Below are 24,567 nucleotides of genomic sequence, written 5' to 3' on the forward strand. Positions count from 1 at the left end.
GGGATGCGATGGCTAACACCCGGTAAATCGGCCGCGAATCAGGCTTGGAGAGGTTCTTGGGGCGGCCTTTGAGGCGGCGGGACATTGCCGAGATACCAGTCTCGCAAGTGAGCCAGCGCAGGATGCGCCAGCGAGCGCTGGAGGTAGGTCCAGATCCGCGGTTGGTGGCGAAGGTAGTGCGGCTTACCGTCGCGGCGATTGAGCCGGGCGAAGGTGCCGAGCAGGCGCGTGTTCCGCTGCGCCGACATGATGGCGTAGAGCTCTGCGAAGCCGGCCGGGTCGAAGCTCGCATCGGCAGCGCGGCGCGCCTTGATGTAGCGTGACAGCAGCGTCAGCTCGAGATTTTCCGGCACGTCGATGCGGGCGTCCTGGAGCAGCGAGACGACGTCGTAGGATTGCGGCCCGAGCACGGCGTCCTGGAAGTCGATCACGCCGACGCGCTCGATGCCGGAGCGGTCAGCGAGCCAGATCAGATTGGGCGAGTGATAGTCGCGGATGATCCACGTCTTCGGCGCGGCCAGCGGCTTCTTGAGCAGCTCCCGCCACATCGCGAAAAACTCCGCGCGCTTCTCATCGCTCAGCGGCGCATTGCGGTCGGGCAGATACCATTCCGGCATCAACCCGATTTCGATCAGCAATGCCTCGGAGTCGAAGACCGGAATGGCGTAAGTCTGATCTGCCAGCGGCAGCGTCTCCGGCAGCGTCTTGCCGTGCAGCACGGCCAGCGCGTCGGTCGCGGCTTCATAACGCTCGGGGATCGGGCGCGGCGGGTTGCCCTCGATCACGCCTTCGCTGCCGAAGTCTTCGCTGATCAGGAAACCGTGGTCGAGATCGTAATGGTGGATCGCAGGCGCCGAGATTCCCTGCGCGCGCAGTCCTTCGTCGATGGCGACGAAGGGCTTTACATTTTCGGCGAGATGCACCGCGGCGCTGTAGGATTTTCCGTTGTACGTCGCAGCGCCGTCAGGTCGCTGCGGAAAGTTCATCAGGATGACGATCTCGTCGTCGCGCAGCAGCCGTGCATAGGAGCGGGTCGAGGCGTCGCCGGGCATGCGCCGCCGCGTCGCGTCGATATAGCCGGATGCGTCGAGGAATTCGCGCAGCGCCTTGAGTCGCGCGACTTGCGCGGCGCCCTTGCCGTAGCCGGTGATGTCGGCCGCGCGCGCATTCGAGCCCAGAGCCGGCCGGTGCGTCAGCGCGATGTCGATGCGATCTGCGGGCATCGCCGACGGCGCGCGCTCCGGCCATTCGATCAGGACGAGCGTGGCATCGGGGAGTGGCGATAGCCCGATCTCCTCGAGTTCGCTCTCATCCTCGATGCGGTAGAGGTCGGCATGCATCACCGGAAATGGAGGCAGCTCGTAGCCCTGCACCAGGGTGAAGGTCGGGCTCGGCACTTCCAGTTCCTCGTCGCCGGCGAGGTAGCGGATCATCGCGCGCGCCGCCGCGGTCTTGCCCGCACCGAGATCGCCGGTGAGTGTGATGACGTCGCCGGGGCCAACCAGCAGCGCGAGATCGGCCATCAGTTGCGCGGTGGCCGTCTCGTTGTGGAGCGCGACGGAGAATGTGGTTGATGCAATCATTCGGCGGCGTCGCGATGCGCCGCCTGGTCGGTCGGGAAGTCGCAGATCACGACCGTGCCCCTGCCCACGATCGAATCCACCCGCACCTTGCCGCCATGCAGCTCGACGAAGGAGCGCACCAGCGACAGGCCGAGCCCGGCGCCGCGGTGACGCGAGCCCTGCGAGCGGCTTTCGAACCAGTTGAACACCTTGTCCTTCATATCGGCAGGTATTCCAGGACCGGAATCTGTCACAGTGAAGACCACACTGCGCTCGGTGCGGCGCGCGCTGATGCCGACGGTGGAATCCTGTGGAGAAAACCCGACGGCGTTTGCGAGGAGGTTATAGAGCACCTGCACCACGCGCTTCTCATCGCCGATGAAGCTGCCGATATCGGGCGCGATCTCGACCTTGAGGCGGATGCGGTCGGTGGCGAGGCGGTCCTGGATGCCCTCGGCGGCCAGCTCGATGGTCTTGCTGACGTCGACCGGCCCGAGTTCCAGCTTCATCGCGCCGGCGTCGATAGTGGCGAGATCGAGGATGTTGTTGGTCAGCGCCAGCAGCGCGTTGGTCGATTTGGTGACGTAGTCGAGATATTCGGCCTGTTTCGGCGTCAGCGGCCCGGTCGAGGGGTCGCTGAGGAAATGCGCAAAGCCGATGATGGTGGTGAGCGGCGAGCGCAGCTCGTAGGAGACGTGGTGGACGAAATCCACCTTCATCTGGTCGGCGGCCTCAAGCGCCTCGTTGCGTTCGCGCAGCGCACGCTCGACGTTCTCGGTGTCGGTGATGTCCTGGAACGTCAGCATGGTGGCGCCGTCATGCAGCGGCCGGATCATGCCGTCGAGTACGCTGCCGTCCTTGCGCTCCAGCTTGAGCGGTACGTCGGCGCGGTTCTCGATCGAGGTGATGGCCTCGCGGATCTGCCGCCAGACCACGGGGTCGTCGAACAGCTGATGGCACCAGCCTTCGACGGTCTGGATATGCGGCTCGTCGCGCATGGCGCCGCTGGACAGCTTCCACATCCGGACAAAGGCCGGATTGAACAGCTGCGCCTTGCCATTGCTGCCGAACACCGCGACGCCCTCAGCGAGGCTGTCGAGCGTCTCGCGCTGGACCCGGATCATGCCGTCGAAGCGGCGGGCGAGGTCGAGGCTCTCGGTGACGTCGTCGAACAGATAGGTGACGCCGCCTTCCGGATTCGGCGTGGTGACGACGGAGAGCGCGCGCCCGTCGGGCAGGTACCAGGTGTCCTGGGCGGCCTCGACCGCGCGATAGGCCTCGTGCAGCTTGGCCTTCCAGGCGCGGAAGTCCGGCTGCTCGGGCAGCTTGCGCGCGGCGCGAAGCTGGTCGAGCACGCTGGAATCGTCGGGATTGGCGTCGAGGAAGGTGCGGTCGAGGTCCCACAGCCGCCGGTAGGAATCGTTGTAGAAGGCGAGCCGACGCTGGCCGTCGAACACCGCAACGCCCGATGAGAGCTGGTCGAGCGTGCGGCGATGCGCCTCCGCCATCCGCACCAACGCCGAGCTCAGCGCATCGGCCTCGCTGGCGTCGATGGCGGCGCCGACACTGCCGCTGCCGACATTGACGGCGCGCACGTCGTAGATGCGCCGCTCGCCGCCGATCACGATCGGCAGCCGCGAGGTGAAGCTGGCGGCATCCTTCAGTCCCCGCTCCATCGCGGTGCGGTCGGCGCTGTCGAGCAGCTCGAGCCTGCGCTCCTGGGCGTCGGTGACGCTGTTCGCCTCGGTCGCGCGCACATAGGCCGGATTGGCATAGGTCAGCGCGCCGTTGTCGGCCTTGGCCCAGATCGGCCACGGCGCGGCGGCGGCGAAGCCGCGGAGCATCTCGGTCTCGTCGGAGAGCGCCTTGTAGCGCAGATTGGTCTCGGCCAGATCGCGCCGCAGCCCCGAGAGTTCGCGAATCCTGACAATGGCTTGGCCGCCGATGGCGCGGCCGATGGCCTCGAGGGTGTGGCCGTGCGCGGTGGTCAGCGTCAGCTGGAACCCGTCGCCGCGGTCACGCAGCGCATCGACCGCATGATCCATCTGGAGCGCAGGTTCCGGCGGCAGCCAGGTTCCGAACGCCAGCACGCGCTGCGGCGAGGAGTCGCGCGGCAGCACCATGGAGATGTCGCCGGAAATCTGCGCGCGATTGTCGCCGGCCGGCCAGGAGATCAGGATCTGCGGCTCGGCGAACAGCAGCGAGCCGAAGCGGTCGGCCTGGAGTTGCAGTTCCCCGATCCGCGTGCGCAGTTGCGCCTCGTTCTGCGCCGTGCGCACGCGCGTGCGCATCAGCAGGATCGCGGCCACGACCGTGAAGCCGAGCAAGGCCAGCGCAGTGGCCAGCACCGCGAGTTCCTGCCGGTTGAAGTCCAGCAATATCGAGAGTGTGTCGATGAGGTCGGCGGCCTCAGCCGGCGCAGCCGGCAGCAGCGCCGCGAGAGCGCCTCCCAACAAGCTGTTGCGCGCCAACGTTGTGCACGACAACAGCGTCCGACGCATCGACACGATCACGCCTGACATAGTTGCCCCAAGACCGCACAAATCTACCCGCGGCGACCCCCGTCGCGCGCGAATCAGAACACAATACCCTCACCGTGACTCGACCGGTAAGAGTCCAGATCGTGAACGCAAAGGCGGCCCCGCAAAAATGCGGGGCCCCGCGTTCCGGCTCGCGCAGTCGTTCGGGTGATTCGGCCGGCGCTGCCGTACGTCAGCAGCCGGTGGAGCCGAAGCCGCCGGCCCCCCGATCCGTCGCGGACAATGTCGCGACGGGAACCAGCGCGGCCTGCACCACAGGCGCGATCACCATTTGCGCGATGCGCTCGCCGCGCTTGATCATGAAGGAGGCTTGGCCGTGGTTGATCAGGATCACCTTGATCTCGCCGCGATAGTCCGCATCGATCGTTCCTGGCGAGTTCAGCACGGTGACGCCGTGCTTGGCGGCAAGCCCCGAGCGCGGCCGCACCTGCGCCTCGTGCCCGGGTGGCAATGCGATCGCAAGGCCCGTCGGCACCAGCGCGTATTGGCCAGGCGCGAGCGTCGTCGGCTCGCTGTCCGGAACCGCGGCCATAAGGTCGAGGCCAGCGGCCTCGGCGGTCTGATAGGCCGGCAGTGGCAGGCCGTCGGCATGCGGCAGGCGTTGCAGTTCGACCGTGACTTTCGTGCTCAAGATGCCGGCTCCCGGGATTTGTCGGTCACGCTCTTTGCGATATGCGCGACCAGTTCGATGGCGACCTGTTCCTTGGTCATCACCGGCCAGGAATCAACTGCGATCTCGCCATCCTTCCCACCGTTCCTGCGGCTGATGAGGTGCACGGTGTTGCGGTCGCCGCCCATCACGCCGGTAGCGGGCGAGACGTCGTTGGCGACGATCCAGTCGCAGCCCTTGCGCGCAAGCTTGGACTTGGCGTTGTCGATGAGGTGCTCGGTCTCCGCGGCAAAGCCGATTACCAGCGGCGGGCGCTTGTCGGTCAGCTTCGAGATCGTGGCGAGGATGTCGGGGTTCTCGACCAGTTGCAGCGGCGGCATGCCCGCCGAGGTCTTCTTCAGCTTCTGCTCGCCCTCATTGGCGACGCGCCAGTCGGCCACGGCTGCGGCGAAGATGGCGATGTCGGCCGGAAGCGCTGCCTGCACCTGCTCAAGCATCTGGCGGGCTGATTCCACATGCTTGACCGTCACGCCCTGGGGATCGCTAAGATCGACCGGGCCGCTGACCAAAATCACCTCGGCGCCCGCGGCCTGCGCGGCGGCAGCAATGGCAAAGCCCTGCTTGCCGGAGGAGCGGTTGGCGATGTAGCGCACCGGATCGATCGGCTCATGCGTCGGACCTGCGGTGATCAGCACGCGCTTGCCGGCGAGCGGTCGCGGAACCGGCGGTCGCAGCAGGCGCTCGGCGGCGGTGGCGATCTCGATGGCCTCGGACATGCGGCCGATGCCGGCTTCACCCGCTTCGGCCATCTCGCCGGAATTCGGTCCGATCAGCACCACGCCGTCGCGCTGGAGCTGGGCAACATTGCGCCGCGTGGCCGCATTGTTCCACATCAGCGGGTTCATCGCCGGTGCGAGCAGGATCTTGCGGTTGGTGGCGAGCAGGATGGCGCTGGCGAGATCGTCGGCATGGCCGTTGGCCATCTTGGCCATCAGGTCGGCGGTCGCAGGCGCCACCACGATCATGTCGCACTCGCGCGCCAGGCGAATGTGGCCGGCGTCGAACTCGCTCTGGGGGTCGAACAGGTCGCTATAGACTCGCTCATGCGAGAGCGCGCTCACGGCGAGCGGCGTGACGAATTGCTGCGCCGCCTTGGTCAGGACGCAGCGGACCTCGATGCGGCGCTCCTTCAGCCTTCGAATCAGGTCGAGTGACTTATAGGCCGCGATCCCGCCGCCGATGATCAGGGTGACGCTGGCCTCGGCGACGGCGCCGGTGCGCTGACGCGTCGGGGTGGTGGAAAGCGCCGCGGTCGGCACCGCGAACGGCGTCAGCGGCTCCTCGCGGCCCTCGATCAGCTCCCGCAGGATGACCCGGACCTCTTCCTCGACCGACCTGCGGTTCTTGGCGGAGCGCAGCCGCAAGTAAGTTTTGACGGCGTCGTCGAGCTTGCGGATGGTCAGGCTTGCCATGACGCCCTCCAGCACGAAATGATAGCGATGCTATCATCTATATGATTGCAATGCAATCACAGATTCCGGACGGCGATCAGGATTCCGATGAAGGTCGCGGCGATGATCCAGAGCGCCACGGTGCGCCAGCGGTTCTTGCGGCCCTCGCTGCGGCCCATTGCCGCGATGCTTTCCGGCGACAGCCGAAGGCCCTCGCGGGTCACGGTCTCGAGCTGCTCGAGCACCTTGACCGAGCGCGCGGCGATGTCGGGCAGGTTCATCAGCACGCGGGCGAGATCGCCGCCGCCGGCCAACGCGCCCTGGACGCGGCCGATCGGTCCGAGATTGCGCTCAATCCATTCACGCACCACGGGGTCGGCGATCTTCCAGATGTCGAGCTTGGGATCGAAGCCGCGCGCCACGCCCTCGACCACGACCATGGTCTTCTGCAGCAGGATCAACTCTGGTCGCGTCGTCATGTCGAACAGGCCGGTGACTTCGAGCAGCAGCGTCAGCAGCCGCGCCATCGAGATCTCCTCGGCGGTGCGGTTGTGGATCGGCTCGCCGATGGCGCGGATCGCTTGCGCAAAATTCTCGACCGAATGATGCGCGGGCACATAGCCCGCTTCGAAATGCACCTCGGCGACGCGGCGATAATCGCGCGTGATGAAGCCGAGCAGGATTTCGGCGAGGAAGCGCCGCTCCTTCATTCCGAGGCGGCCCATGATGCCGAAATCGACCGCGACGAGGCGGCCGGCCTCATCGAGGAACAGATTGCCCGGATGCATGTCGGCGTGGAAGAAGCCGTCGCGCAGCGCGTGCCGCAGGAAACTCTGGATCACCTTGCGGCCGAGGTCGGGCAGGTCGACATGCGCCTCCGCAAGGCGCTTGTGATCGTTCAGCGCGATGCCGTCGATCCACTCCATCGTCAGCACGTTGTGCGTGGTGCGGTCCCAGTCGACGGTCGGTATGCGAAAATCGGGATCGCCGCGCGTGTTTTCTGCCATCTCCGACAGCGCGGCGGCCTCCAGCCGCAGATCCATCTCCATCGCGACCGAGCGCGACATGGTGTTAATGACTTCGACGAGCCGTAGCCGCCGCGCCTCGGCCGAGTAGGTCTCGGCCTTGTGCGCAACGAAGAAGAAGTCGGAGAGGTCGCGGCGGAAGCGCGCGGCGACGTTGGGCCGCAGCACCTTGATTGCGACCGGCTTGCGGATGCCGTCGCGCAAGATTTCGCCGCGATGCACCTGCGCGATCGAGGCGGCCGCGACCGGCGGGCCGAAGCTCACGAACGCGTTCGTCAGCGGCCGCTCCAGCGAGGTCGTGATCGCCGCTTCCGCTTCGGCTTGCGAAAATGGCGGCAGGCGGTCCTGGAGGCTTTCGAGGTCGCGCGCCATGCCGACGCCGACGACATCGGGACGCGTCGCCAGGAACTGGCCGAGCTTGAGATAGGCCGGACCCATCCGGGTCAGCGCGCGGGATATCCGTGGGCCCTGCTTGACGCCGCGCCGCTCGACGAGCCGCGCCAATTTCAGCGCGACCTGTCCGGGCGGCGGCACCAGGCTCGGATCGACCGAACCGAACACGCCCTCGCGGGCGAACACGAACGCGGCGCGGATCAGGCGCACAATGTGAGTAAAGGAAGAGATCACAAACGCCAGCCCGAATGCAGTGCGACAATGCCGCCGGACAAGGTCTGCCAGGTCACGCGGGCAAAGCCGGCGTCGCGGATCATGTCGGCGAAGGCGTGAGGCTTGGGAAACTTGCGGATCGATTCGACGAGATACAGGTAGGACTCGGCGTCACCGGTGACCATGCGGCCGAGCGGCGGGATCACCTTGAACGAGAACAGATCGTAGAGCCGGTCGAGCCCGGGCATCTCGACGGTGGAGAATTCCAGGCACAGGAAGCGGCTGCCCGGCTTCAGCACGCGATAGGCCTCGCGCAGCGCGAGGTCGATCCGCGGCACGTTGCGAATGCCGAAAGCGATCGTATATGCGTCAAAGCTGCGGTCGGCGAAGGCGAGCGCTTCGGCATTGCCTTCGACAAAATCGACCTGGGTGTCGAGATGCCGCTTCGCGGCGCGCTCGCGGCCCACGGCCAGCATGTCGGTGTTGATGTCGCAGACGGTGGCATGGAAGCCGGCGCCTGCCGCCTTGGCGGCGCGGAACGAGATGTCGCCGGTGCCGCCGGCAACGTCGAGCAACGCGAACGGCCGGTCACTCCTGGGCGGGTCGAGCGCAGTGATCATGATGTCCTTCCAGACCCGGTGCAGGCCACCGGACATCAGGTCGTTCATCAGGTCGTAGCGCGACGCCACGCTGTGAAACACATCGTTTACCAGCGTCTGCTTGTCCCCCAGGGGAACGTCCCTGAAGCCAAAATGCGTGGTTTCGCCCGACCGATCCATTACTCTACTCCACGAGGCGGACCATAGCGCGGCCGCCGCAATGGCGCTATCACACCGCCCTCATAAGGTGAATGCCTGACGATGCCTGAATTGCCCGAAGTCGAGACCGTCCGCCGTGGCCTTCAGCCTGTCATGGAGGGGGCGAAAATCCTCACCGCGGAGGCCCGCCGGGCGGACCTGCGCTTTCCGTTCCAGCCGGATTTCGTGGCCCGGCTTCAGGGGCAGGTCGTCACGGGGCTGGGACGCCGCGCAAAATATCTCATGGCCGATCTTGCCTCCGGCGACGTGCTCTTGATGCATCTGGGCATGTCGGGCTCGTTTCGCGTCGTCAAGCCGGACAACGACACCGCGCCGGGCGAGTTTCACTATCCGCGGGCTAAGGACTCCACGCACGACCATGTGCTGTTTCGGATGTCCTCAGGTGCTGACATCGTGTTCAACGATCCGCGCCGTTTCGGCTACATGAAGGTGATCGCGCGCAATGCGCTTGACGAGGAGCCGCTGCTCCGCGGGCTCGGTCCCGAGCCACTCGGCAACGAGTTCGATGCCGCGATGCTGGCGCACGCCTGCGCGGGCAAGGCCACGAGCCTGAAGGCTGCGCTGCTCAATCAGCGCGTGGTGGCCGGGCTCGGCAACATCTATGTCTGCGAAGCCCTGCATCGCTCGCATCTGTCGCCGCGCCGGATCGCCGCGACCCTCGCGACCAAGGGACGGAAGGGCGTTGGCGCTGGCGAGCCGGCGGATCATGCGAAGAGACTGGTCGGCGCGATCCACACCGTGCTGAACGACGCCATCAAGGCCGGCGGCTCGAGCTTGCGCGATCATCGCCAGACCTCGGGCGAGCTCGGTTATTTCCAGCACTCGTTCAAGGTCTATGACCGCGAGGGCGAGAAATGCACGACGCCCGGCTGCGGCGGCACGATCAAGCGCTTCACCCAGAACGGCCGATCGACCTTCTGGTGTCCGAAATGTCAGAAATAGAAGGTCATGCAGACGCCGCAGCTTGAAACCGAACGGCTGATCCTGCGTCCGCTCGCATTGTCTGACGCGCCGGCGATCCAGCGCCATTTCGACAACTGGAACATCATCCGGCATCTCTCCACCGTCGTGCCCTGGCCGTACCCGGCAGATGGTGCGGAAACCTTCGTCCGGCTGCAGCTTGACAATATCTCAGCCGGTGAGGAAATCCATCTCTGGGTGCTGGTGCTGAAGGGCGGCGATGGCGAGGCGATCGGAAACATTCATCTCCGTCCCCGAGCCGAAGGCCTGAAAGGCAATCGCGGTTTCTGGCTGGCGGAGCCTTACTGGCGGCGCGGATTGATGACGGAGGCGATCGCCGCGGTGAACGATTTTGCGTTCCTCACGCTCGGCCTCGACCATTTCCATGTCTGCAACGCAGCGACCAACGAAGCTTCGCGCCGGGTCAAGCAAAAGACGGGCGCGGAATTCGTCGGATTCATCGAGCTCGCCCATCATGGCGGACAGTCGAAGTCCGAGAAATGGATCGTGCGGCGTGAAACCTGGCTACGCGGGAGGGTGTGATCGCGACCGATGTCTCTTCAGCGTCATGGCCGGGCTAGTGGCAGAATCGGGAATGCCAGCTAATCCGTACCAATACTGGACCCGTAGTCCAGCGTATGATGTGCTCGCCGCCGCGAATGAGAAGGACGAATGGCATGGGCGGAAACTGGCGCGACCGGACGGCAACGACCTTTGAATGCCAGAAAATGCCTGCGGTCTCGAGCCGCGGCATGGTCGTCAGCAACCATCCGCTGGCCTCCAGCGCGGGCGCCGAGATGCTGGCGGCCGGTGGCAATGCCATCGACGCTGCGATCGCGAGCCTGTTCACGCTGACCGTGGTCGAGCCGATGATGGTCGGCATCATCGGCGGCGGTATGGCCCACATCCGCCTCGCCGACGGCAGCCATCGCTTCATCGACGGCCAGAGCACCGTGCCCGCGGCGGTGCGCGACACCACCTACACCTCCAAGCCCGGCTCGGCGCATGACGTGTTCGACACCGTCGGCAACGAGAACCTCAACGGCCCGAAGGCGGTCGCGGTGCCGGGCTCGCTGAAAGCCTGGTGCGAAACGCTGCGCCGGTTCGGCACCATGAGCCTCGCCGATGTCATGCAGCCCGCGATCAAGCACGCCGCGCGCGGCTTTGCGGCGACGTCCTATCCGCACGAGTGCATCAGCGGGAGCGCGGCCGAGATGCGGAAGGACAAGCCGATCGCGGCGATCTACCTGCCGAACGGCGAACCACTGAAGGTCGGCGAGCGTGTAGTGCAGTCCGAATATGCCGAAACCTTGCGCTACATCGCCGATCACGGTGAGGCTGCGCTCTATGAGGGGCCGCTCGGCGACATCCTGGTCGAGTACATGGAAAAGACCGGCGGCTTCATCCGCCGCAACGATCTCACAAGCTACAAGACCGTCGAGCGGCAGCCGATCCGCGCCGACTATCGCGGCTGGACCATTCTTGGCCCGCCGCCGCCGGCTGCTTCCGGCGTGCATATCGCGCAGATGCTGAACATCCTGGAGGGCTACGACATCGGCGGCCTCGGTTTCGGCACGCCCGAGACCATCCATTATCTCGCCGAGGTCCTGAAGATCGCGTTCGCCGATCGCGCCGCGGCCAGCGGCGATCCTGACTATGTCGGCGTGCCCGTGGAGAAGTTGACCTCGAAGGCTTACGCCGAGGAGCGCCGCCGCGCCATCGATCCGGCGCGGGCGCAGGCCTGGGGCGCCGGCGTGTCGCAGCTCGAAGGCGCGCACACCACGCATATGACGGCGGCGGATGCCTTCGGCAACGTGGTCGCGACCACGCAGACCATCAACGATCTGTTCGGTGCGAAGATCATGATCCCGGGTCTCGGCGCCATCGCCAACAATTACATGAGCCTGTTCGATCCGCGTCCCGGCCACGCGCTGTCGCTCGCGCCGGGCAAGCGCGTGACGACCTCGATGTCGCCGATGATGGCGCTGAGCGGCGGCAAGCTGCGCTATGCGCTCGGCCTGCCCGGCGGGAAGCGCATCTTCCCGAGCGCGATGCAGGCGCTGGTCAATCTCATCGACCACGACATGAGCCTGCAGGAGGCGGTCGAGGCGCCGCGCGTTTGGACCGAGGGCAACGCGCTCGAGGTCGAGCAGACGGTGCCGGAGAGTGTGCGCGCGAAGCTGGCGGAACTCGGCCACAAGGTCCAGTCCGTTGCGACTGTTGCCGGCGGCATGAACGGCATCGCCTTCCATGACGACGGCACCATGACCGGCGCCGCCTGCTGGCGTGCGGATGGCACACCGGTTGGTATTTCGGGTGGTCTCGCAAAGAGCGGGATCAGGTTCAGGCTGGATTAGGTTTTCGTGCCCCGGACGCAGCGCAGCGCCAAAAGCGCGTTTACGCGCGTCTTCGACGCGCTATGGCGATGCGCGGCATAGCCGGGGCCCAGAACGCGGCAAGCTCGATTGTCGAAGATATGGGTCCCGGCTCAGCAGTGCGGCATTTCACGCCGCACTGCGTCCGGGACACGAGAGAGTCTTCCAAATCGCCCGACTTACTTCCGCACGCAGATCACCCGCACGACGGCAGCTTTCGCATCCGTCGACATGCCGTTCGCGGTGACAGAGTTCGCTTTCAGGAAATCGCGCACTGTCTCCGCGGAAACCAATACCGCCTGAGAGGCCGGCACGGATGTTGCAGGCCCCGCCACCATCGCCGGCTTCAATAGCGCGATGCCGGCGAATTTGCCGTCGCCATCGATGGCCGGGCTGCCGGAGAAGCCGACCGCCGGCGGAGGAGAGAGCGCGGAATCGCTCGCCGTGACCGGCGCCAGCGCGCCCTTGAGACTAGACACGCCGGCCGCGCCGCCCTGGCTCTGGGGATCTGCGATGCCGATGACATCGACACTCGCCTTCGCCGCGCCGTTGGCGAGACTGAGTGGCTTCAGGCTGCGCGCGCCGTAGATATGCAGCAGCGCGAGATCGTGCTCCTTGTCCTCGGCGAGGCGGTCGGCACTGCCATAGCCGGCGATCGTGATCGCGAGGCAGCTATCGGTGACGAGGCCGTCGGTGACAATCGCGCCGTCGTCGCTGACGACGACGCCGGTGCCGTATTCGACGGTCTTGCGCGGTGGCGGCCCGGCTTGCGGTCCGGACGGAAATGCGTTGAACGCACTCGACATCGCGATGACGACCGGCTCGACCGTGTTCTCGGTCGCCTGGTCGTAGAGGATCGTCATGATGCGGACTTCGTCGCCTTTGAATGTGCCGCGCACGTAGAATTTCTTCAGGCCCTGAAGCCCCGAAAGCACGAAGAAATCGGGCTTCACCACGGTGTAGTCGACCTGGCGCCCGGCCGGCTCTTTCTTCTCCCGCTCGGCGAGCTTCGCGGTGGTTGGGTTCGCCTCCTTGCGGCGGCTGAGCAGCACCTGCACCGTGCCGGTCGGCGAGCTCCATTTCGAGCCGTTGGCGTCGGTGACCTGCTGCGGCACCAGCTTGCCGGGGATGCCGAGCCGCGCGCCGCTGGTCGGCTCCATCACCATCTTCCAGCCGACGCTCTCCTGCTTCCGCCGCGCGGTCTCGGCCAGTGCGGCGCGTTCCTGCGGATTGAGCACGCCGGTCGGCTTGCCGCCCTTTTTCTTCTGGTGCTCCTTGATGGCATTGACCATGCGCTCGCTGACGTCGCCGGTGATCGCACCGTTATATTCGCCGACCCAGGCGAGGTCGGACTGGAGCGACATCCGTTCGGCTTGCGCCATCCCATCCGCTGTTTCCGACGCCGTCTGCGAGGCGGGCGAGCGGATCGGAACGGTCTGGACGGTCTTCGGCCTGGTGCCGGGAATTTGTGGCGTCGTGATCTGGGCGTTCGCGCCTGCGGCAGTCGCGAACATCAGTGTTGCCGCAAGCATCGATCTCATGACAAATCCAGCCAGCCCATTGAACGTGCTGCCATTGAAGCACATCTCGTTGGTCGCGAACAATCTCGGGGTGGTTCAGGTGGCAGTAGGGGCCACGAACTCAGGCCCTCATCCTGAGGAGCGGCCTGAAGGCCGCGTCTCGAAGGATGGCCCCAGGCGATATCGGGGCCTTCACGGTTCGAGACGCGCGTGTTTCGCGCTCCTCACCATGAGGGTTGAAAGGCGAAGGGCTTGATAGGAGGACGTACGACGATGCTGAGCCCGGACGAACTCGAACGCTATGCCCGCCATATCGTGCTGCGCGATGTCGGCGGACCGGGGCAGGCCGCGCTGAAGCAGGCCTCCGTGCTGGTGATCGGCGCCGGCGGGCTCGGTGCGCCGGCGCTGATGTATCTTGCCGCCGCCGGCATCGGCACGCTCGGCGTGGTCGATGACGACGTGGTGTCGCTGTCCAACCTGCAGCGCCAGGTGATCCACACGACGCCCGATATCGGCCGGCACAAGGTCGAGAGCGCGGCGGAACGGATCTCGGCGCTCAATCCGCACGTCCACTTCGTCGGCCATGCCACCTGGCTCAATGCGGACAACGCTCTGTCGCTGATCGGCGACTACGATCTCGTGCTCGACGGCTCCGACAATTTCTCGACGCGTTATCTTGTCTCGGATGCCTGCTTCTTCGCGCAGAGGCCGCTGATCACGGCGGCACTCGGCACTTTCGACGGCTCGCTCACCACCATTCGGGCGCATGAGAAGAACGAGCAGGGCGACTTCAATCCAACCTATCGCTGCCTGTTTCCTGAGGCGCCGCCACCCGGCACGGTGCCGGCCTGCGCCGAGGCCGGCGTCATGGGTGCGCTTGCGGGCGTGCTCGGCTCGATGATGGCGCTGGAGGCGATCCGCGAGATCGTCGGCTTTGGCGATGGCCTCGTCGGCCGCCTCCTGATGATCGATGCGCGCGCGATGCGCTTCGAAACGCTGCGCTACACGCGCGATCCGGCCAATCCGCTCAATGGCGATGGGCCCGTCATCACTGACCTCAGCGCCCATCGCACCTGATTCGCGGTCCGTTACGTCGTGGTCGGCTTCTCGCTGTCGAGATGCGCCATCTGCTCGGCCGCATAGCGCGTGCCGGGGGCGCCAGACGCCGCCCGCGCTGCGCACCTTCATCGATCTCGTCACAGTCTGGCGCAAGCGCGAGACGCGCCGCGACCTTAGACCCTCATGGTGAGGAGCGTGGAACGCGCGTCTCGAACCATGAAGGCCCGACTCTCGCCCGCGGCCATCCTTCGAGATGCGCGCAAGAGCGCGCTCCTCAGGATGAGGAAGGAGAGCTTGTCACGCAGCAAATTGGAAACCTAGAGCATGCTCGGCAGCACGCGATCCGGCGGCTTGTGGGCGTCGAGGAAGGTGCGGATGTTGATGATCACCTTCTCGCCCATCTCGACGCGGCCTTCGATCGTGGCCGAGCCCATATGCGGCAGCAGCGTCACCTTGCCGGCCTTGGCGAGCCGCACCAACTTCGGATTGACCGCGGGCTCGTGCTCATAGACGTCGAGGCCGGCGCCGCCGATCTCGCCGCCCTCGATCAGCTTGATCAGTGTGTCCTCGTCGGTGACCGAGCCGCGCGCCGTGTTGACGATGTAGGCGTCTTTCCGGATCAGCTTCAGCCGCCGCGCCGACAGCAGGTGATAAGTCGCTGGCGTGTGCGGACAGTTTACCGAGATGATGTCCATCCGCGCCAGCATCTGGTCGAGGCTTTCCCAATAGGTCGCGCCAAGCTCTTCGGCGATCTTCGGCGCGACGGGACGGCGGTTGTGATAGTGGATCTGCAGGCCGAAGGCGCGGGCGCGGCGCGCGACCGCCTGGCCGATGCGGCCCATGCCGATGATGCCGAGGCGCTTGCCGCCGATGCGGTGGCCGAGCATCCAGGTCGGCGACCAGCCCGCCCAGTGCTTTCCTTCCGTCAGGATCGAGGCGCCTTCGATCATCCGGCGCGGCACGGCCAGGATCAGTGCCATGGTCATGTCGGCGGTGTCCTCGGTCAGAACCTTCGGCGTGTTGGTGACGGTGATGCCGCGGGCATGCGCCGCCTCGACATCGATATTGTCGACGCCGTTGCCGAAATTCGCGATCAGGCGAAGCTTGCAGTCGGGCTGGTTGACGATGTCGGCGGTGATGTTGTCGGTGACGGTTGGAACTAGCACGTCGGCAGTGCGCGCGGCCTCCGCGAGCTGCTCGGCCGACATCGGGGTGTCCTCGAGATTGATCCGCGCGTCGAACAGTTCACGCATCCGCGTCTCGATCGAATCCGGCAGCTTGCGCGTCACGACGACGAGGGGCTTTTTCTTCACCGACATGTCCTGCTCTCATGAGGCGTCGCGAGCCGCCTCTGTCGCCAAAGGCCGGCCGTTCAGGCCTCATTAACCCGGTTGTTCGACACTGCCCTTGCCGTGTCTGTCCCCGGCGTTTCCTTCAAGCTCTCCCGACATTTCCGGCCGGAAAATCGGGACAAACTGGTTGTTCAAGTGTCCGTCCTCTCTAGCAGAAGGCCGGGCCAAGACAAGAACCACGGGTCCGGCTTGCGGATCCGGCTTCGGGAACACCCGCGTGGGGCGGGGAGGGGCTTGCGCGGCAGGTTTTGGAATTTGGGGTGAGGACCGGGCTTGGCCGGATCCTCGACAGGAGACGGGTTGATGGCGTTGGGGCGTTTTTGTTCGGTGATGGCGCTCGTTTGCACCTGGTTGAGCGCCTCGGTCAGCCCCGGGCATTCGGCGAAGGATAACACCCCCCCAGACCGCCAGCGGCCTGCCGGTGCCGCGCTATGTCAGCCTCAAGTCGGATCACGTGAACGTCCGCGCCGGTCCGACCAAGGACAATGACGTGGCTTGGGTCTACACCCGCTCAGGCCTGCCGGTCGAAATCACCGCCGAGTTCGAGAACTGGCGCCGGGTGCGCGATTCCGAAGGCGCCGAGGGCTGGGTCTATCACTCCCTGCTGTCCGGTCGTCGCACCGCGGTCGTCACCATGAAGCACAAGGACGACCTCGCGCCGATCTACGACCGGGCCGATCCTGACAGCGCGATTGCGGCCAAGCTCCAGGCCGGCGTCGTCACGCAGGTCAAGAAGTGCACCGCAAACTGGTGCCACGTCACCGGCAACGGTTTTGACGGCTGGATCCAGCAGGAACGCCTCTGGGGCGTGTACTCGGACGAGCAGGTCAACTGACGCGAAGCGTCATCCCGGGGCGATGCGAAGCATCGAACTATGGTGCGCAGTTGCGCACCTGAGCTCGAGATTCCGGGTCTGGTGCTGCCGCACCATCCCGGAATGACGGTCGTAAACGACAATGGCCGGGACATAGGCGAGCGCAAGCGACGCCGTCCTTCGGACGGCTATGCCCGGCCATGACGGTCTCTTAGCCTAGAGAAATCTCAGCGCTTCTTGCGCAGGCGCACGACCATGTCGATGCGGGCGATCTCGTAACCCTCGGGCACCTCCGGCATCTTGGACAGCGCCAGATGCGGATCCTCGATGTCGACCAGCTCGTGGCTGTTCTCGAGGTAGTAATGGTGGTGGGTGGTGACGTTGGTGTCGAAATAGGTCTTGGTGCCGTCGACGCTGACCTGGCGGAGCAGACCGGCATCGGTGAGCTGGTTCAGCGTGTTGTAGACGGTCGCCAGCGAGACCGGAACTTTGGCCAGCGTCGCTTCCTCGTACAGCATTTCAGCCGTGAGGTGGCGTGCGCCCTTGCCAAACAAGAGCCAGCCGAGCGCCATGCGCTGGCGGGTCGGTCGGAGCCCCGCGGACTGGAGCATTTCGTTGACGTCGTGCCAAGGACACCCGGTCAAGGCCGGCTGGCGGCCGGTCAGGAGGGCCGTGGAATGGACGTCGTCGTTGTGATGGGGCGCGGTATTCTCGCTCATTTCCAGATTTCGGGCACGCGTGGACACTACCGATATGCAATATAAGAACAGATAGATGCAGATGCAAGTTTCTCGCAACTAGAGAGGTTCTAATCAGGTCTGGAACCGGGCGAAGACCCCGTCATTTTACCTTCATGAGAGCGCTTTGCCACCGAAATGGCCTGTGTTAGAGAGCGCGCGGTTCCGCTTAGCCGATGTTGGCGCGGCCGGGCATTGAGGCCTGGTTCGCGGTCCATCCGGGCTCTCGGCATTCGCGCCTGACGACGGCAATTGACGTTGCTTTCCGAGCCGAGCGGGGCCCATTTTTGCCAGAAACGCCGCTCAATCGGGGTTAAAATAGAGGCTTCCGCATGCTGAACAGGCGCAACGGTTACGAATACGAAGATCTGCTGACATGTGCCCGCGGCGAGATGTTCGGTCCGGGCAACGCCCAACTGCCGCTGCCGCCGATGCTCATGTTCGACCGCATCACGGAAATCAGCGACACCGGCGGCGAGTTCGGCAAGGGGCTGGTGCGGGCCGAGCTCGATGTGAAGTCCGATCTCTGGTTTTTCGGCTGCCACTTCAAGAACGATCCGGTGATGCCGGGCTGCCTCGGCCTCGATGCGCTGTGGCAAATGGTCGGCTTTTATCTTGGCTGGATCGGGGGCGAAGGTCGCGGTCGCGCGCTTGGTCTGAACGAGCTGAAGTTCAGCGGCCAGGTGCTGCCCGAGGCCCGCAAGGTTGTGTACAACATCGATATCAAGCGCGTGATGCGTTCAAAGCTCGTGCTCGGTATCGCCGACGGGTGGCTTTCGGTCGATGACCAGATTATCTATCGCGCCAAGGACTTGAAGGTCGGCTTGTTCAAGCAGGGCACAAGCCTGAGCTAAGCGCATTACCAACCAGGCGCATCACCAGGAAGACAACGATTTAGGCGAGGCTGTCATGAGGCGGGTTGTGGTCACCGGGATGGGCATCGTCTCGTCCATCGGAAACAACACCCAGGAAGTGCTTGCGAGCCTTTACGAGGCGAAGTCGGGCATTTCGCGGGCTGAGAAATTTGTCGAGCTCGGCTTCCGTTCGCAGGTGCAAGGTGCGCCGACGCTTGATCCAGCAACCGTCGTCGACCGTCGCGCAATGCGTTTCCTCGGTCAGGGCGCTGCGTGGAATCACATCGCGATGGAGCAGGCGATCCAGGACTCCGGCCTGTCGTCTGAAGAAGTCTCCAATATCCGCACCGGTATCATCATGGGATCCGGCGGCCCGTCCGCCCGTACCATCGTCGAATCCGCCGACATCACCCGCACCAAGGGCCCGAAGCGCGTCGGACCGTTTGCAGTGCCGAAGGCGATGTCGTCCACGGCCTCCGCGACGCTTGCGACCTGGTTCAAGATCAAGGGCGTGAACTATTCGATCTCCTCGGCCTGCGCGACGTCGAACCACTGCGTCGGCAACGCCTATGAGACGATCCAGATCGGCAAGCAGGACGTCATCTTCGCCGGCGGCTGCGAGGAGCTGGACTGGTCGCTGTCGGTGCTGTTCGACGCGATGGGCGCGATGTCCTCGAAATACAACGATACGCCCGCCACGGCCTCGCGCCCGTACGACGTCAACCGCGACGGCTTCGTCATTGCCGGTGGTGCCGGCGTGCTGGTGCTGGAAGAGCTCGAGCATGCCAAGGCGCGCGGCGCGCGCATCTACGGCGAGATCGTCGGCTACGGCGCGACGTCGGACGGCTACGACATGGTCGCGCCATCAGGTGAAGGCGCCGAGCGCTGCATGCGCATGGCGATGTCGACGGTGAAGACCAAGGTCGACTACATCAATCCGCACGCGACCTCGACCCCCGCCGGCGATCCGCCGGAGATCGAGGCGCTGCGGCGCGTGTTCGGCGCCGGCGAGAAGTGCCCGCCGATCTCGGCGACCAAGGCGCTGACCGGCCACTCGCTCGGCGCGACCGGCGTGCAGGAAGCGATCTACTCGCTGCTGATGATGAACAACGGCTTCATCTGCGAGAGCGCGCACATCCAGGAACTCGATCCCGTGTTCGCCGACATGCCGATCGTGCGCAAGCGCATCGACAACGCCAAGATCGGCACCGTGCTGTCGAACTCCTTCGGCTTCGGCGGCACCAACGCGACGCTGGTGTTCAGCCGGCTGGATGTGTGAGCCCAGCACGCTGTCATGCCCCGCGAAGGCGGGGCATCCAGTACGCCGCGGCCTCGCGATTACCATGACTGTCTCGGAATACTGGATCGCTCGCCCCGGTGCGCAGCGCGCACAAGGCAGGCGATGACGTCGAGAATAGGAGCGACGGCTGCAATGCAGGAATTGATGAAAGGCAAGCGCGGTCTGGTCATGGGCATCGCCAATGATCATTCGATCGCCTGGGGCATGGCGAAGACGCTGCATGCCCACGGCGCCGAGCTTGCCTTCACCTTCCAGGGCGAGGCGCTTGGCAAGCGGGTCAAGCCGCTGGCTGAATCGCTCGGCGTTGATCTGGTGCTGCCTTGCGACGTCGAGGACATCGCCAGCGTCGACGCGACTTTCGCTGCGCTCCGCGAGAAATGGGGCCGCCTCGATTTCGTGATCCACGCGATCGGCTTCGCCGACAAGAACGAGCTGAAGGGTCGCTACGCCGACACCAGCCGCGAGAACTTTTCGCGGACCATGGTGATCTCCTGCTTCTCGTTTACGGAGGTCGCAAAACGCGCCGCCGAGCTGATGACGGAGGGCGGCAGCATGATCACGCTGACCTTCGGCGCCTCGGAGCGCGCGATGCCGAATTACAACGTCATGGGCGTGGCCAAGGCGGCGCTGGAAGCCTCCGTGCGCTATCTCGCCTCCGATTTCGGGCCGCGCGGCATCCGCGTCAACGCGATCTCAGCAGGTCCCATCCGCACGCTCGCCGGCTCGGGCATCGGCGAGGCGCGCGCGATGTTCGGCTTCATGCAAAAGCATTCGCCGCTCCGCCGCGGCGTCACGCTCGACCAGCTTGGCGGCTCGGCACTGTATCTGCTGTCGGACCTCTCCGGCGGCGTGACCGGCGAGATCCACTATGTCGATTCCGGCTACAATATCGTTCTGATGCCGAGGCCGGACGACCTGAAGACTTCGGACTAGAGCCATTTCCATTCCAATGGAATCGGAACGGGGTTCTAGATTCTTGTTTTGACGCGTTTTCTTTACGCGAACCGGTATCCACTTCGCTCGAAAACGCTCTAACCGGCCGCGATCTTCTCCGCGCGCTGGAACGCCGGCCGCGCCATGCAGCGCGCGATATAGGCATCGAAGGCCGGTCGCGACGGCACCATCTTGAACAGGCGCACCGCGTAATTCAGGCCCGAGCCGATCGTGATGTCGGCGGCGGAAAATTCCTCGCCGAGAATCCATGGCCCCTTGGCGAGCGCCGCCTCCAGCACGTCGAAGACCTGTGTGGCGCTGCCCCAGGCCGCGGTCGACGTCGGCACCTCGATCTTGGTGAAGATCTGGATGATGGCAGGCTCGATGCAGCTCGGCGAGAAGAACAGCCATTGCAGATAGCGGGCGCGCCGCGGATCGGTCGCGGGCGGTGCAAGCTTCGTCTCGGGATAGCAGTCGGCAATGTAGGCGCAGATCGCGGCGGCTTCACCCAGCGCAGCATCGCCGTCGCTGAGCGCCGGCACCTTGCCCATCGGATTGACCTTGAGGAAATCCGGCGCTTTCTGCGCGCCGGTCGAAATGTCGGTCAGCACGCGCTCATAGGGAAGGCCGCTTTCCTCCATCAGCCACAGCGTCGTGAACGAGCGCGAGCGGGGCGACCAGTAGAGCTTGATCATAGCGTGGAGCCTTCCATTCGTGTGAGAGGCGCCATTCATTGCGTTTTTGCGCAGGATGCGCAACGCACTACGCCTAGATGGATAAGCCGCTCTGCGAGCGACATCTTGATCAGCGCGACGGAGGCGGACGTTGGAGCAGAGCCGGCAGCGTCTTGTCGAGGCTCTTCGTCAGCATCGTGCGTACACCGTCGCGTAGCACGGGATTATTGACTGCGTCCGTCGGCTTCTCCGGAAACATCGCGCGATCCAACTTGGTCGACGGGCCACCGAGCGGATTGTGCATCACGCGCTCGATATACGTATCCTCCGTCATCATGGCGGGCGCCTCTTTGATCAACTCGAAGGTCTGGCCGTCATAGACCCGGATGTACATCATGGCGAAGAGATGCACGGGCCCGTTGTACGGGTATTGCGAGATGCCAATACCGTATTCTCGCTGCGTTCCGCCATGCCGGTGCACGACAACGTAACGGTCACAACGGACCTTTGGCGCGAGAAATTGAACAAAGCCTCTCACGTCAGCCGCGGCACGGTAGAAAAATGGATTCTGCTTTTGGCGGCCTCCGGACTTGAGTTCCTCCCTTGTGTAGGGAATTCTCCGTATGGAGCTGCCAGGTGCGGCGGCGCGGACTCGGGAGACGACGAGATCGTCGAGCGCCCATGCAGTAACCGAAGTTCGCGTATATTTATCAAGGAAGGTCAGCGGCCCGAATTTCTCGACCATGAAGAGGTCGCCGGCGATCGGAATCACGCCAATCTGGCACGGGCCGCTCTCCGCCGGCCCGCGTGGCGCGACGGCTGTCGGCCTCTTTACCGCAGGCTTGACCAACTCTGGCTTCGACGCAGGCTGCACCTGTCCCCCTGTCGGAGACAACAGCGCATATGAGACCATTGCGACAACGGCGAAAACGTTGATCGTCACATTCAGCTCGCGTCACTGCGCGAAATACGGCGGCAGGATCTTGTCCAGTCGTTTTGTCAGAAAATCGCGGGTGGTGTCGCGCAAGGCGGCGTTGTTGGCAGAGTCCGCTGCTGCCGCGGGGAACATGGACATGTCCACTTTCCGCAAAAACTCGTTGTCGACGAAGTTGTCGGCCAGATGCTTCATGACACCTTCGAATGTCACAGCGGGTCCCTTCCTGATCTCGAAGGTCTGGCCATCGACCACGATCACGCCGACGTAGACGAAGACATATGCGTAAGAGATGATACCGACACCTCGGCTGAAGACACCGACGCCGCTGAGCGTCTGATTGGTCCCATCAAGCTGCCCCTCATTGCGCATGACGATGACATAGCGCTCGCAGCCGGCATTGCCTGCGATCTCACGGACCAGGTTTGAGAGCTCTTCACGCCGGTTGCGAAACAGGCCGCCCTTGGGATGATAATAGGAATCGAAGGCGCCCTTGGCGTAAGGGATCCGCCGCACCGGGGTTGTTCCGGCGGCCGCGCGCACCCGCGCAAAGGTGAGGTCGTCGAGACCCCATGACACCGGCACTTCCGCGTAATCGTTGCCGAACACCGTCAGGCCGATCTTCTGGACGACGAAGAGGTCCTGCGTCGCTGCAATCACGCCGATGCCGCAGGGGCCAGTGCTTGCGGGCTCCGCGGGCTTGGCTGCTGCCTTCGGCTTCGTCACCGCCTTCTTGGCAGTCGGCTTTGCCGGTGATGCGGTCTGAGCGGGGGGCGCGGTGGTTGCGGGAGGGGTTTGCGCTGCTGCTGGAGCCAGAATGGACAGCAGGACGAGCACCGAGGCAGCAAATCGAAACATGGATTCCAGGGGATCGGAGGTAGGAGCTCATCGGACACTCCACACTAGGGTGGGATCGTGACAACCGCAAGCTGCGTCCGATGATCATTGCCTACCCGGCGGGTCGCTCCCGCTTCCACCGGTAATACTTCATCACGAACCCGTTCGACGGCTCGATCTCTTCCTTCTCGAACACAAAACCTTCGCGTTCGTACCAGCGCCAGGCCTTCTCGTTCTCGCGGACGCAGCGCAGGTACATCTCATCGGGCATTTGCGTTCGCGTGAAGGCGAGCAACTGGCGGCCGAGCGATTGCCCCTGATAGGCGGGCGCGACGAAAAGCATGTCGAGATAGAGCTTTGGCAGATGCAGCGCCAGCATCGCGGCGATCGTGCCGTTGTCGTCGGCGACGAACAGGCTCCAGCCGTTCTCGATCTCACGCCTGATACGCGCGCGCAGGTTCGCGAGCAGGAAGCCGCTCTCCTCCGCGAGCCCGGTCGAGACCCAGCTCTCCATCCAGACACGGCCGACCTCGTCATATTCGTCGGCGCGGGCGGGGCGGATGATCGGATGCGACATCGGGACCTCAGGCCCGCTGGCTGCGCAGCGATTGTTTCGCGCGCACCTTGCCGGCCGACAGGCACACGACTTCGGAAATCTGCAGGAGCTGGCGCGCCAGCGGGCTGGTCTTGCGCCAGACCATGCCGATGGTGCGCGAGGGCTGCGGGTCGCGGAAGCGCGCGAGCGAGACCGAGGCCGATCGCGTCTCCACCGGCACCGCCATTTCCGGGATCAACGTGACGCCGATGCCGGCGCTGACCATCTGGACCAGCGTTGACAGCGAATTCGCATCCAGCATCTCGCGCGGGGGCGCCGACTGCATGTTGCAGAAGGAGAGCGCCTGATCGCGGAAGCAATGCCCCTCCTCGAGCAGCAACAGCCGCATCTCCCGCATCATCTCGCGCGATGGCACCGGCGTGCCTTCATCCGAGCCCGGCCGCACCAGCAGGAATTTCTCGTCGAACAGAGCGACCTCGGTGAGCGAGGGCTCGGACACCGGCAGCGCAACGATGGCGGTGTCGAGCCGGCCTTCGACGAGCTCCTGGATCAGCCGCGGCGTCATCGTCTCGCGCACGCGGATGTCGAGTTCCGGATGCATGCGCGTGAGATTTTTGGTGATCTTGGGCAGGAGGTAGGGCGCGATCGTCGGGATCATGCCGATGCGCAGACGGCCTGCAAACCGGTCCTGCGAGGCGCGGGCGAAATCGCCGAGCTCATCGACCGAGCGCAAAATGTCGCGGACGCGCTGCGCAAGTTCCTCGCCGAACCGGGTCAGCGCGACCTGGCGTGCGCTACGCTCCAGCAGCAGGCCGCCGAGCGCCTCCTCCAACTGCTTGATCTGCATCGACAATGCCGGCTGCGAGATGGAACAGGCCTCCGCCGCGCGGCCAAAATGAGCGTGACGCGCCAAGGCATCGAAATACCGGAGCTGACGCAGCGTCACGTTGATCATCAGAAAATCCTATCGCAGCGATCATTAAAGTCAACTTCCCCTGATGGGACAAGCAGCTTAGAGTCGTTCTACCTGGTCAAAGGTGCAAGTTCGAC

21 protein-coding genes and 1 pseudogene are annotated in these 24,567 nt (G+C 64.8%); 8 read left to right on the top strand and 14 right to left on the bottom strand.

Annotation, left to right across the window (positions count from 1 at the left end; all coding sequences use genetic code 11):
* Positions 1 to 38: 38 nt before the first annotated feature.
* The 6 genes from tsaE to ubiE all read right to left on the bottom strand — a co-directional run bounded on the left by tsaE (position 39) and on the right by ubiE (position 8,573).
* Complete coding sequence (gene tsaE / locus AC630_RS29075; protein ID WP_074121881.1) at positions 39 to 1,583, bottom strand: tRNA (adenosine(37)-N6)-threonylcarbamoyltransferase complex ATPase subunit type 1 TsaE; 1,545 nt, start codon at positions 1,581 to 1,583, stop codon at positions 39 to 41.
* The gene (locus AC630_RS29080) at positions 1,580 to 4,084 is read right to left on the bottom strand and encodes a sensor histidine kinase (RefSeq protein ID WP_074121882.1); all 2,505 of its coding nucleotides are present in this window, start codon (positions 4,082 to 4,084) and stop codon (positions 1,580 to 1,582) included. The genes tsaE and AC630_RS29080 overlap by 4 nt, the downstream gene beginning before the upstream one ends.
* A gap of 190 nt (positions 4,085 to 4,274) precedes the next feature.
* Positions 4,275 to 4,733, bottom strand: coding sequence for a dUTP diphosphatase (gene dut, locus AC630_RS29085; protein WP_074121883.1), 459 nt, complete (start codon positions 4,731 to 4,733; stop codon positions 4,275 to 4,277).
* Positions 4,730 to 6,184: a bifunctional phosphopantothenoylcysteine decarboxylase/phosphopantothenate--cysteine ligase CoaBC gene (gene coaBC, locus AC630_RS29090; protein WP_074121947.1), complete on the bottom strand. Its 1,455-nt coding sequence runs from the start codon at positions 6,182 to 6,184 to the stop codon at positions 4,730 to 4,732. The genes dut and coaBC overlap by 4 nt, the downstream gene beginning before the upstream one ends.
* 56 nt (positions 6,185 to 6,240) lie before the next feature.
* A complete protein-coding gene (gene ubiB / locus AC630_RS29095; protein ID WP_074121884.1) occupies positions 6,241 to 7,815 on the bottom strand; it encodes a 2-polyprenylphenol 6-hydroxylase in 1,575 nt (524 codons plus the stop codon).
* On the bottom strand, positions 7,812 to 8,573 hold the full coding sequence (ubiE, locus tag AC630_RS29100) for a bifunctional demethylmenaquinone methyltransferase/2-methoxy-6-polyprenyl-1,4-benzoquinol methylase UbiE (RefSeq protein WP_074121885.1): 762 nt from the start codon (positions 8,571 to 8,573) through the stop codon (positions 7,812 to 7,814). Before ubiE ends, ubiB begins: the two co-directional genes overlap by 4 nt.
* Positions 8,574 to 8,654: 81 nt before the next feature.
* Here ubiE and mutM point away from each other — a divergent pair, with 81 nt between their 5' ends.
* The 3 genes from mutM to ggt all read left to right on the top strand — a co-directional run bounded on the left by mutM (position 8,655) and on the right by ggt (position 11,929).
* Positions 8,655 to 9,554 carry a bifunctional DNA-formamidopyrimidine glycosylase/DNA-(apurinic or apyrimidinic site) lyase gene (mutM, locus tag AC630_RS29105; RefSeq protein ID WP_074121886.1) on the top strand — a complete coding sequence of 300 codons (900 nt, stop codon included), beginning with the start codon at positions 8,655 to 8,657 and terminating at the stop codon, positions 9,552 to 9,554.
* A gap of 6 nt (positions 9,555 to 9,560) precedes the next feature.
* The gene (locus AC630_RS29110; RefSeq protein WP_074121887.1) at positions 9,561 to 10,115 is read left to right on the top strand and encodes a GNAT family N-acetyltransferase; all 555 of its coding nucleotides are present in this window, start codon (positions 9,561 to 9,563) and stop codon (positions 10,113 to 10,115) included.
* 134 nt (positions 10,116 to 10,249) lie between these two features.
* On the top strand, positions 10,250 to 11,929 hold the full coding sequence (gene ggt, locus AC630_RS29115; RefSeq protein ID WP_074121888.1) for a gamma-glutamyltransferase: 1,680 nt from the start codon (positions 10,250 to 10,252) through the stop codon (positions 11,927 to 11,929).
* 197 nt (positions 11,930 to 12,126) lie between these two features.
* On the opposite strand, the gene AC630_RS29120 is transcribed toward ggt, so the two are convergent.
* Entirely contained in the window at positions 12,127 to 13,488 is a 1,362-nt protein-coding gene (locus tag AC630_RS29120; protein WP_074121948.1) for a serine protease, read from the bottom strand.
* A gap of 252 nt (positions 13,489 to 13,740) precedes the next feature.
* Between AC630_RS29120 and AC630_RS29125 the strand changes: the two genes are divergently transcribed.
* Complete coding sequence (locus AC630_RS29125) at positions 13,741 to 14,544, top strand: HesA/MoeB/ThiF family protein (protein WP_074121889.1); 804 nt, start codon at positions 13,741 to 13,743, stop codon at positions 14,542 to 14,544.
* A 299-nt stretch (positions 14,545 to 14,843) separates the two neighbouring features.
* Here AC630_RS29125 and AC630_RS29130 read toward each other — a convergent pair whose 3' ends face one another.
* A complete protein-coding gene (locus AC630_RS29130) occupies positions 14,844 to 15,845 on the bottom strand; it encodes a 2-hydroxyacid dehydrogenase (protein WP_074121890.1) in 1,002 nt (333 codons plus the stop codon).
* 336 nt (positions 15,846 to 16,181) lie between these two features.
* Here AC630_RS29130 and AC630_RS29135 point away from each other — a divergent pair.
* Positions 16,182 to 16,713, top strand: a pseudogene (locus tag AC630_RS29135) (SH3 domain-containing protein).
* A gap of 206 nt (positions 16,714 to 16,919) precedes the next feature.
* Here the strand turns inward: AC630_RS29135 and irrA are convergent.
* Complete coding sequence (gene irrA / locus AC630_RS29140) at positions 16,920 to 17,411, bottom strand: iron response transcriptional regulator IrrA (protein WP_074121891.1); 492 nt, start codon at positions 17,409 to 17,411, stop codon at positions 16,920 to 16,922.
* Positions 17,412 to 17,761: 350 nt separating this feature from the next.
* On the opposite strand from irrA, the gene fabA reads away from it, so the two are divergent.
* The 3 genes from fabA to fabI all read left to right on the top strand — a co-directional run bounded on the left by fabA (position 17,762) and on the right by fabI (position 20,516).
* Positions 17,762 to 18,283, top strand: coding sequence for a bifunctional 3-hydroxydecanoyl-ACP dehydratase/trans-2-decenoyl-ACP isomerase (gene fabA / locus AC630_RS29145; RefSeq protein WP_074121892.1), 522 nt, complete (start codon positions 17,762 to 17,764; stop codon positions 18,281 to 18,283).
* Positions 18,284 to 18,338: 55 nt separating this feature from the next.
* Positions 18,339 to 19,562 carry a beta-ketoacyl-ACP synthase I gene (gene fabB / locus AC630_RS29150; RefSeq protein WP_074121893.1) on the top strand — a complete coding sequence of 408 codons (1,224 nt, stop codon included), beginning with the start codon at positions 18,339 to 18,341 and terminating at the stop codon, positions 19,560 to 19,562.
* A gap of 153 nt (positions 19,563 to 19,715) precedes the next feature.
* On the top strand, positions 19,716 to 20,516 hold the full coding sequence (gene fabI / locus AC630_RS29155) for an enoyl-ACP reductase FabI (protein ID WP_074121894.1): 801 nt from the start codon (positions 19,716 to 19,718) through the stop codon (positions 20,514 to 20,516).
* 98 nt (positions 20,517 to 20,614) lie between these two features.
* Here fabI and AC630_RS29160 read toward each other — a convergent pair whose 3' ends face one another.
* From AC630_RS29160 to AC630_RS29180, 5 genes are all read right to left on the bottom strand, one after another.
* Positions 20,615 to 21,211 (bottom strand): glutathione S-transferase family protein, encoded by a 597-nt coding sequence (locus tag AC630_RS29160; RefSeq protein WP_074121895.1) that lies wholly within the window; start codon positions 21,209 to 21,211, stop codon positions 20,615 to 20,617.
* 109 nt (positions 21,212 to 21,320) lie between these two features.
* The gene (locus AC630_RS29165) at positions 21,321 to 22,133 is read right to left on the bottom strand and encodes a hypothetical protein (RefSeq protein WP_074121896.1); all 813 of its coding nucleotides are present in this window, start codon (positions 22,131 to 22,133) and stop codon (positions 21,321 to 21,323) included.
* A 12-nt stretch (positions 22,134 to 22,145) separates the two neighbouring features.
* Positions 22,146 to 22,982, bottom strand: coding sequence for a hypothetical protein (locus AC630_RS29170; RefSeq protein ID WP_074121897.1), 837 nt, complete (start codon positions 22,980 to 22,982; stop codon positions 22,146 to 22,148).
* A 91-nt stretch (positions 22,983 to 23,073) separates the two neighbouring features.
* Positions 23,074 to 23,538, bottom strand: coding sequence for a GNAT family N-acetyltransferase (locus tag AC630_RS29175; RefSeq protein WP_074121898.1), 465 nt, complete (start codon positions 23,536 to 23,538; stop codon positions 23,074 to 23,076).
* Between the two features lie 7 nt (positions 23,539 to 23,545).
* Positions 23,546 to 24,472, bottom strand: coding sequence for a hydrogen peroxide-inducible genes activator (locus AC630_RS29180; protein WP_074121899.1), 927 nt, complete (start codon positions 24,470 to 24,472; stop codon positions 23,546 to 23,548).
* Between the last annotated feature and the right edge of the window lie 95 nt (positions 24,473 to 24,567).

This window comes from Bradyrhizobium sp. AS23.2 (assembly GCF_001908185.1).
GTDB lineage: Bacteria > Pseudomonadota > Alphaproteobacteria > Rhizobiales > Xanthobacteraceae > Bradyrhizobium.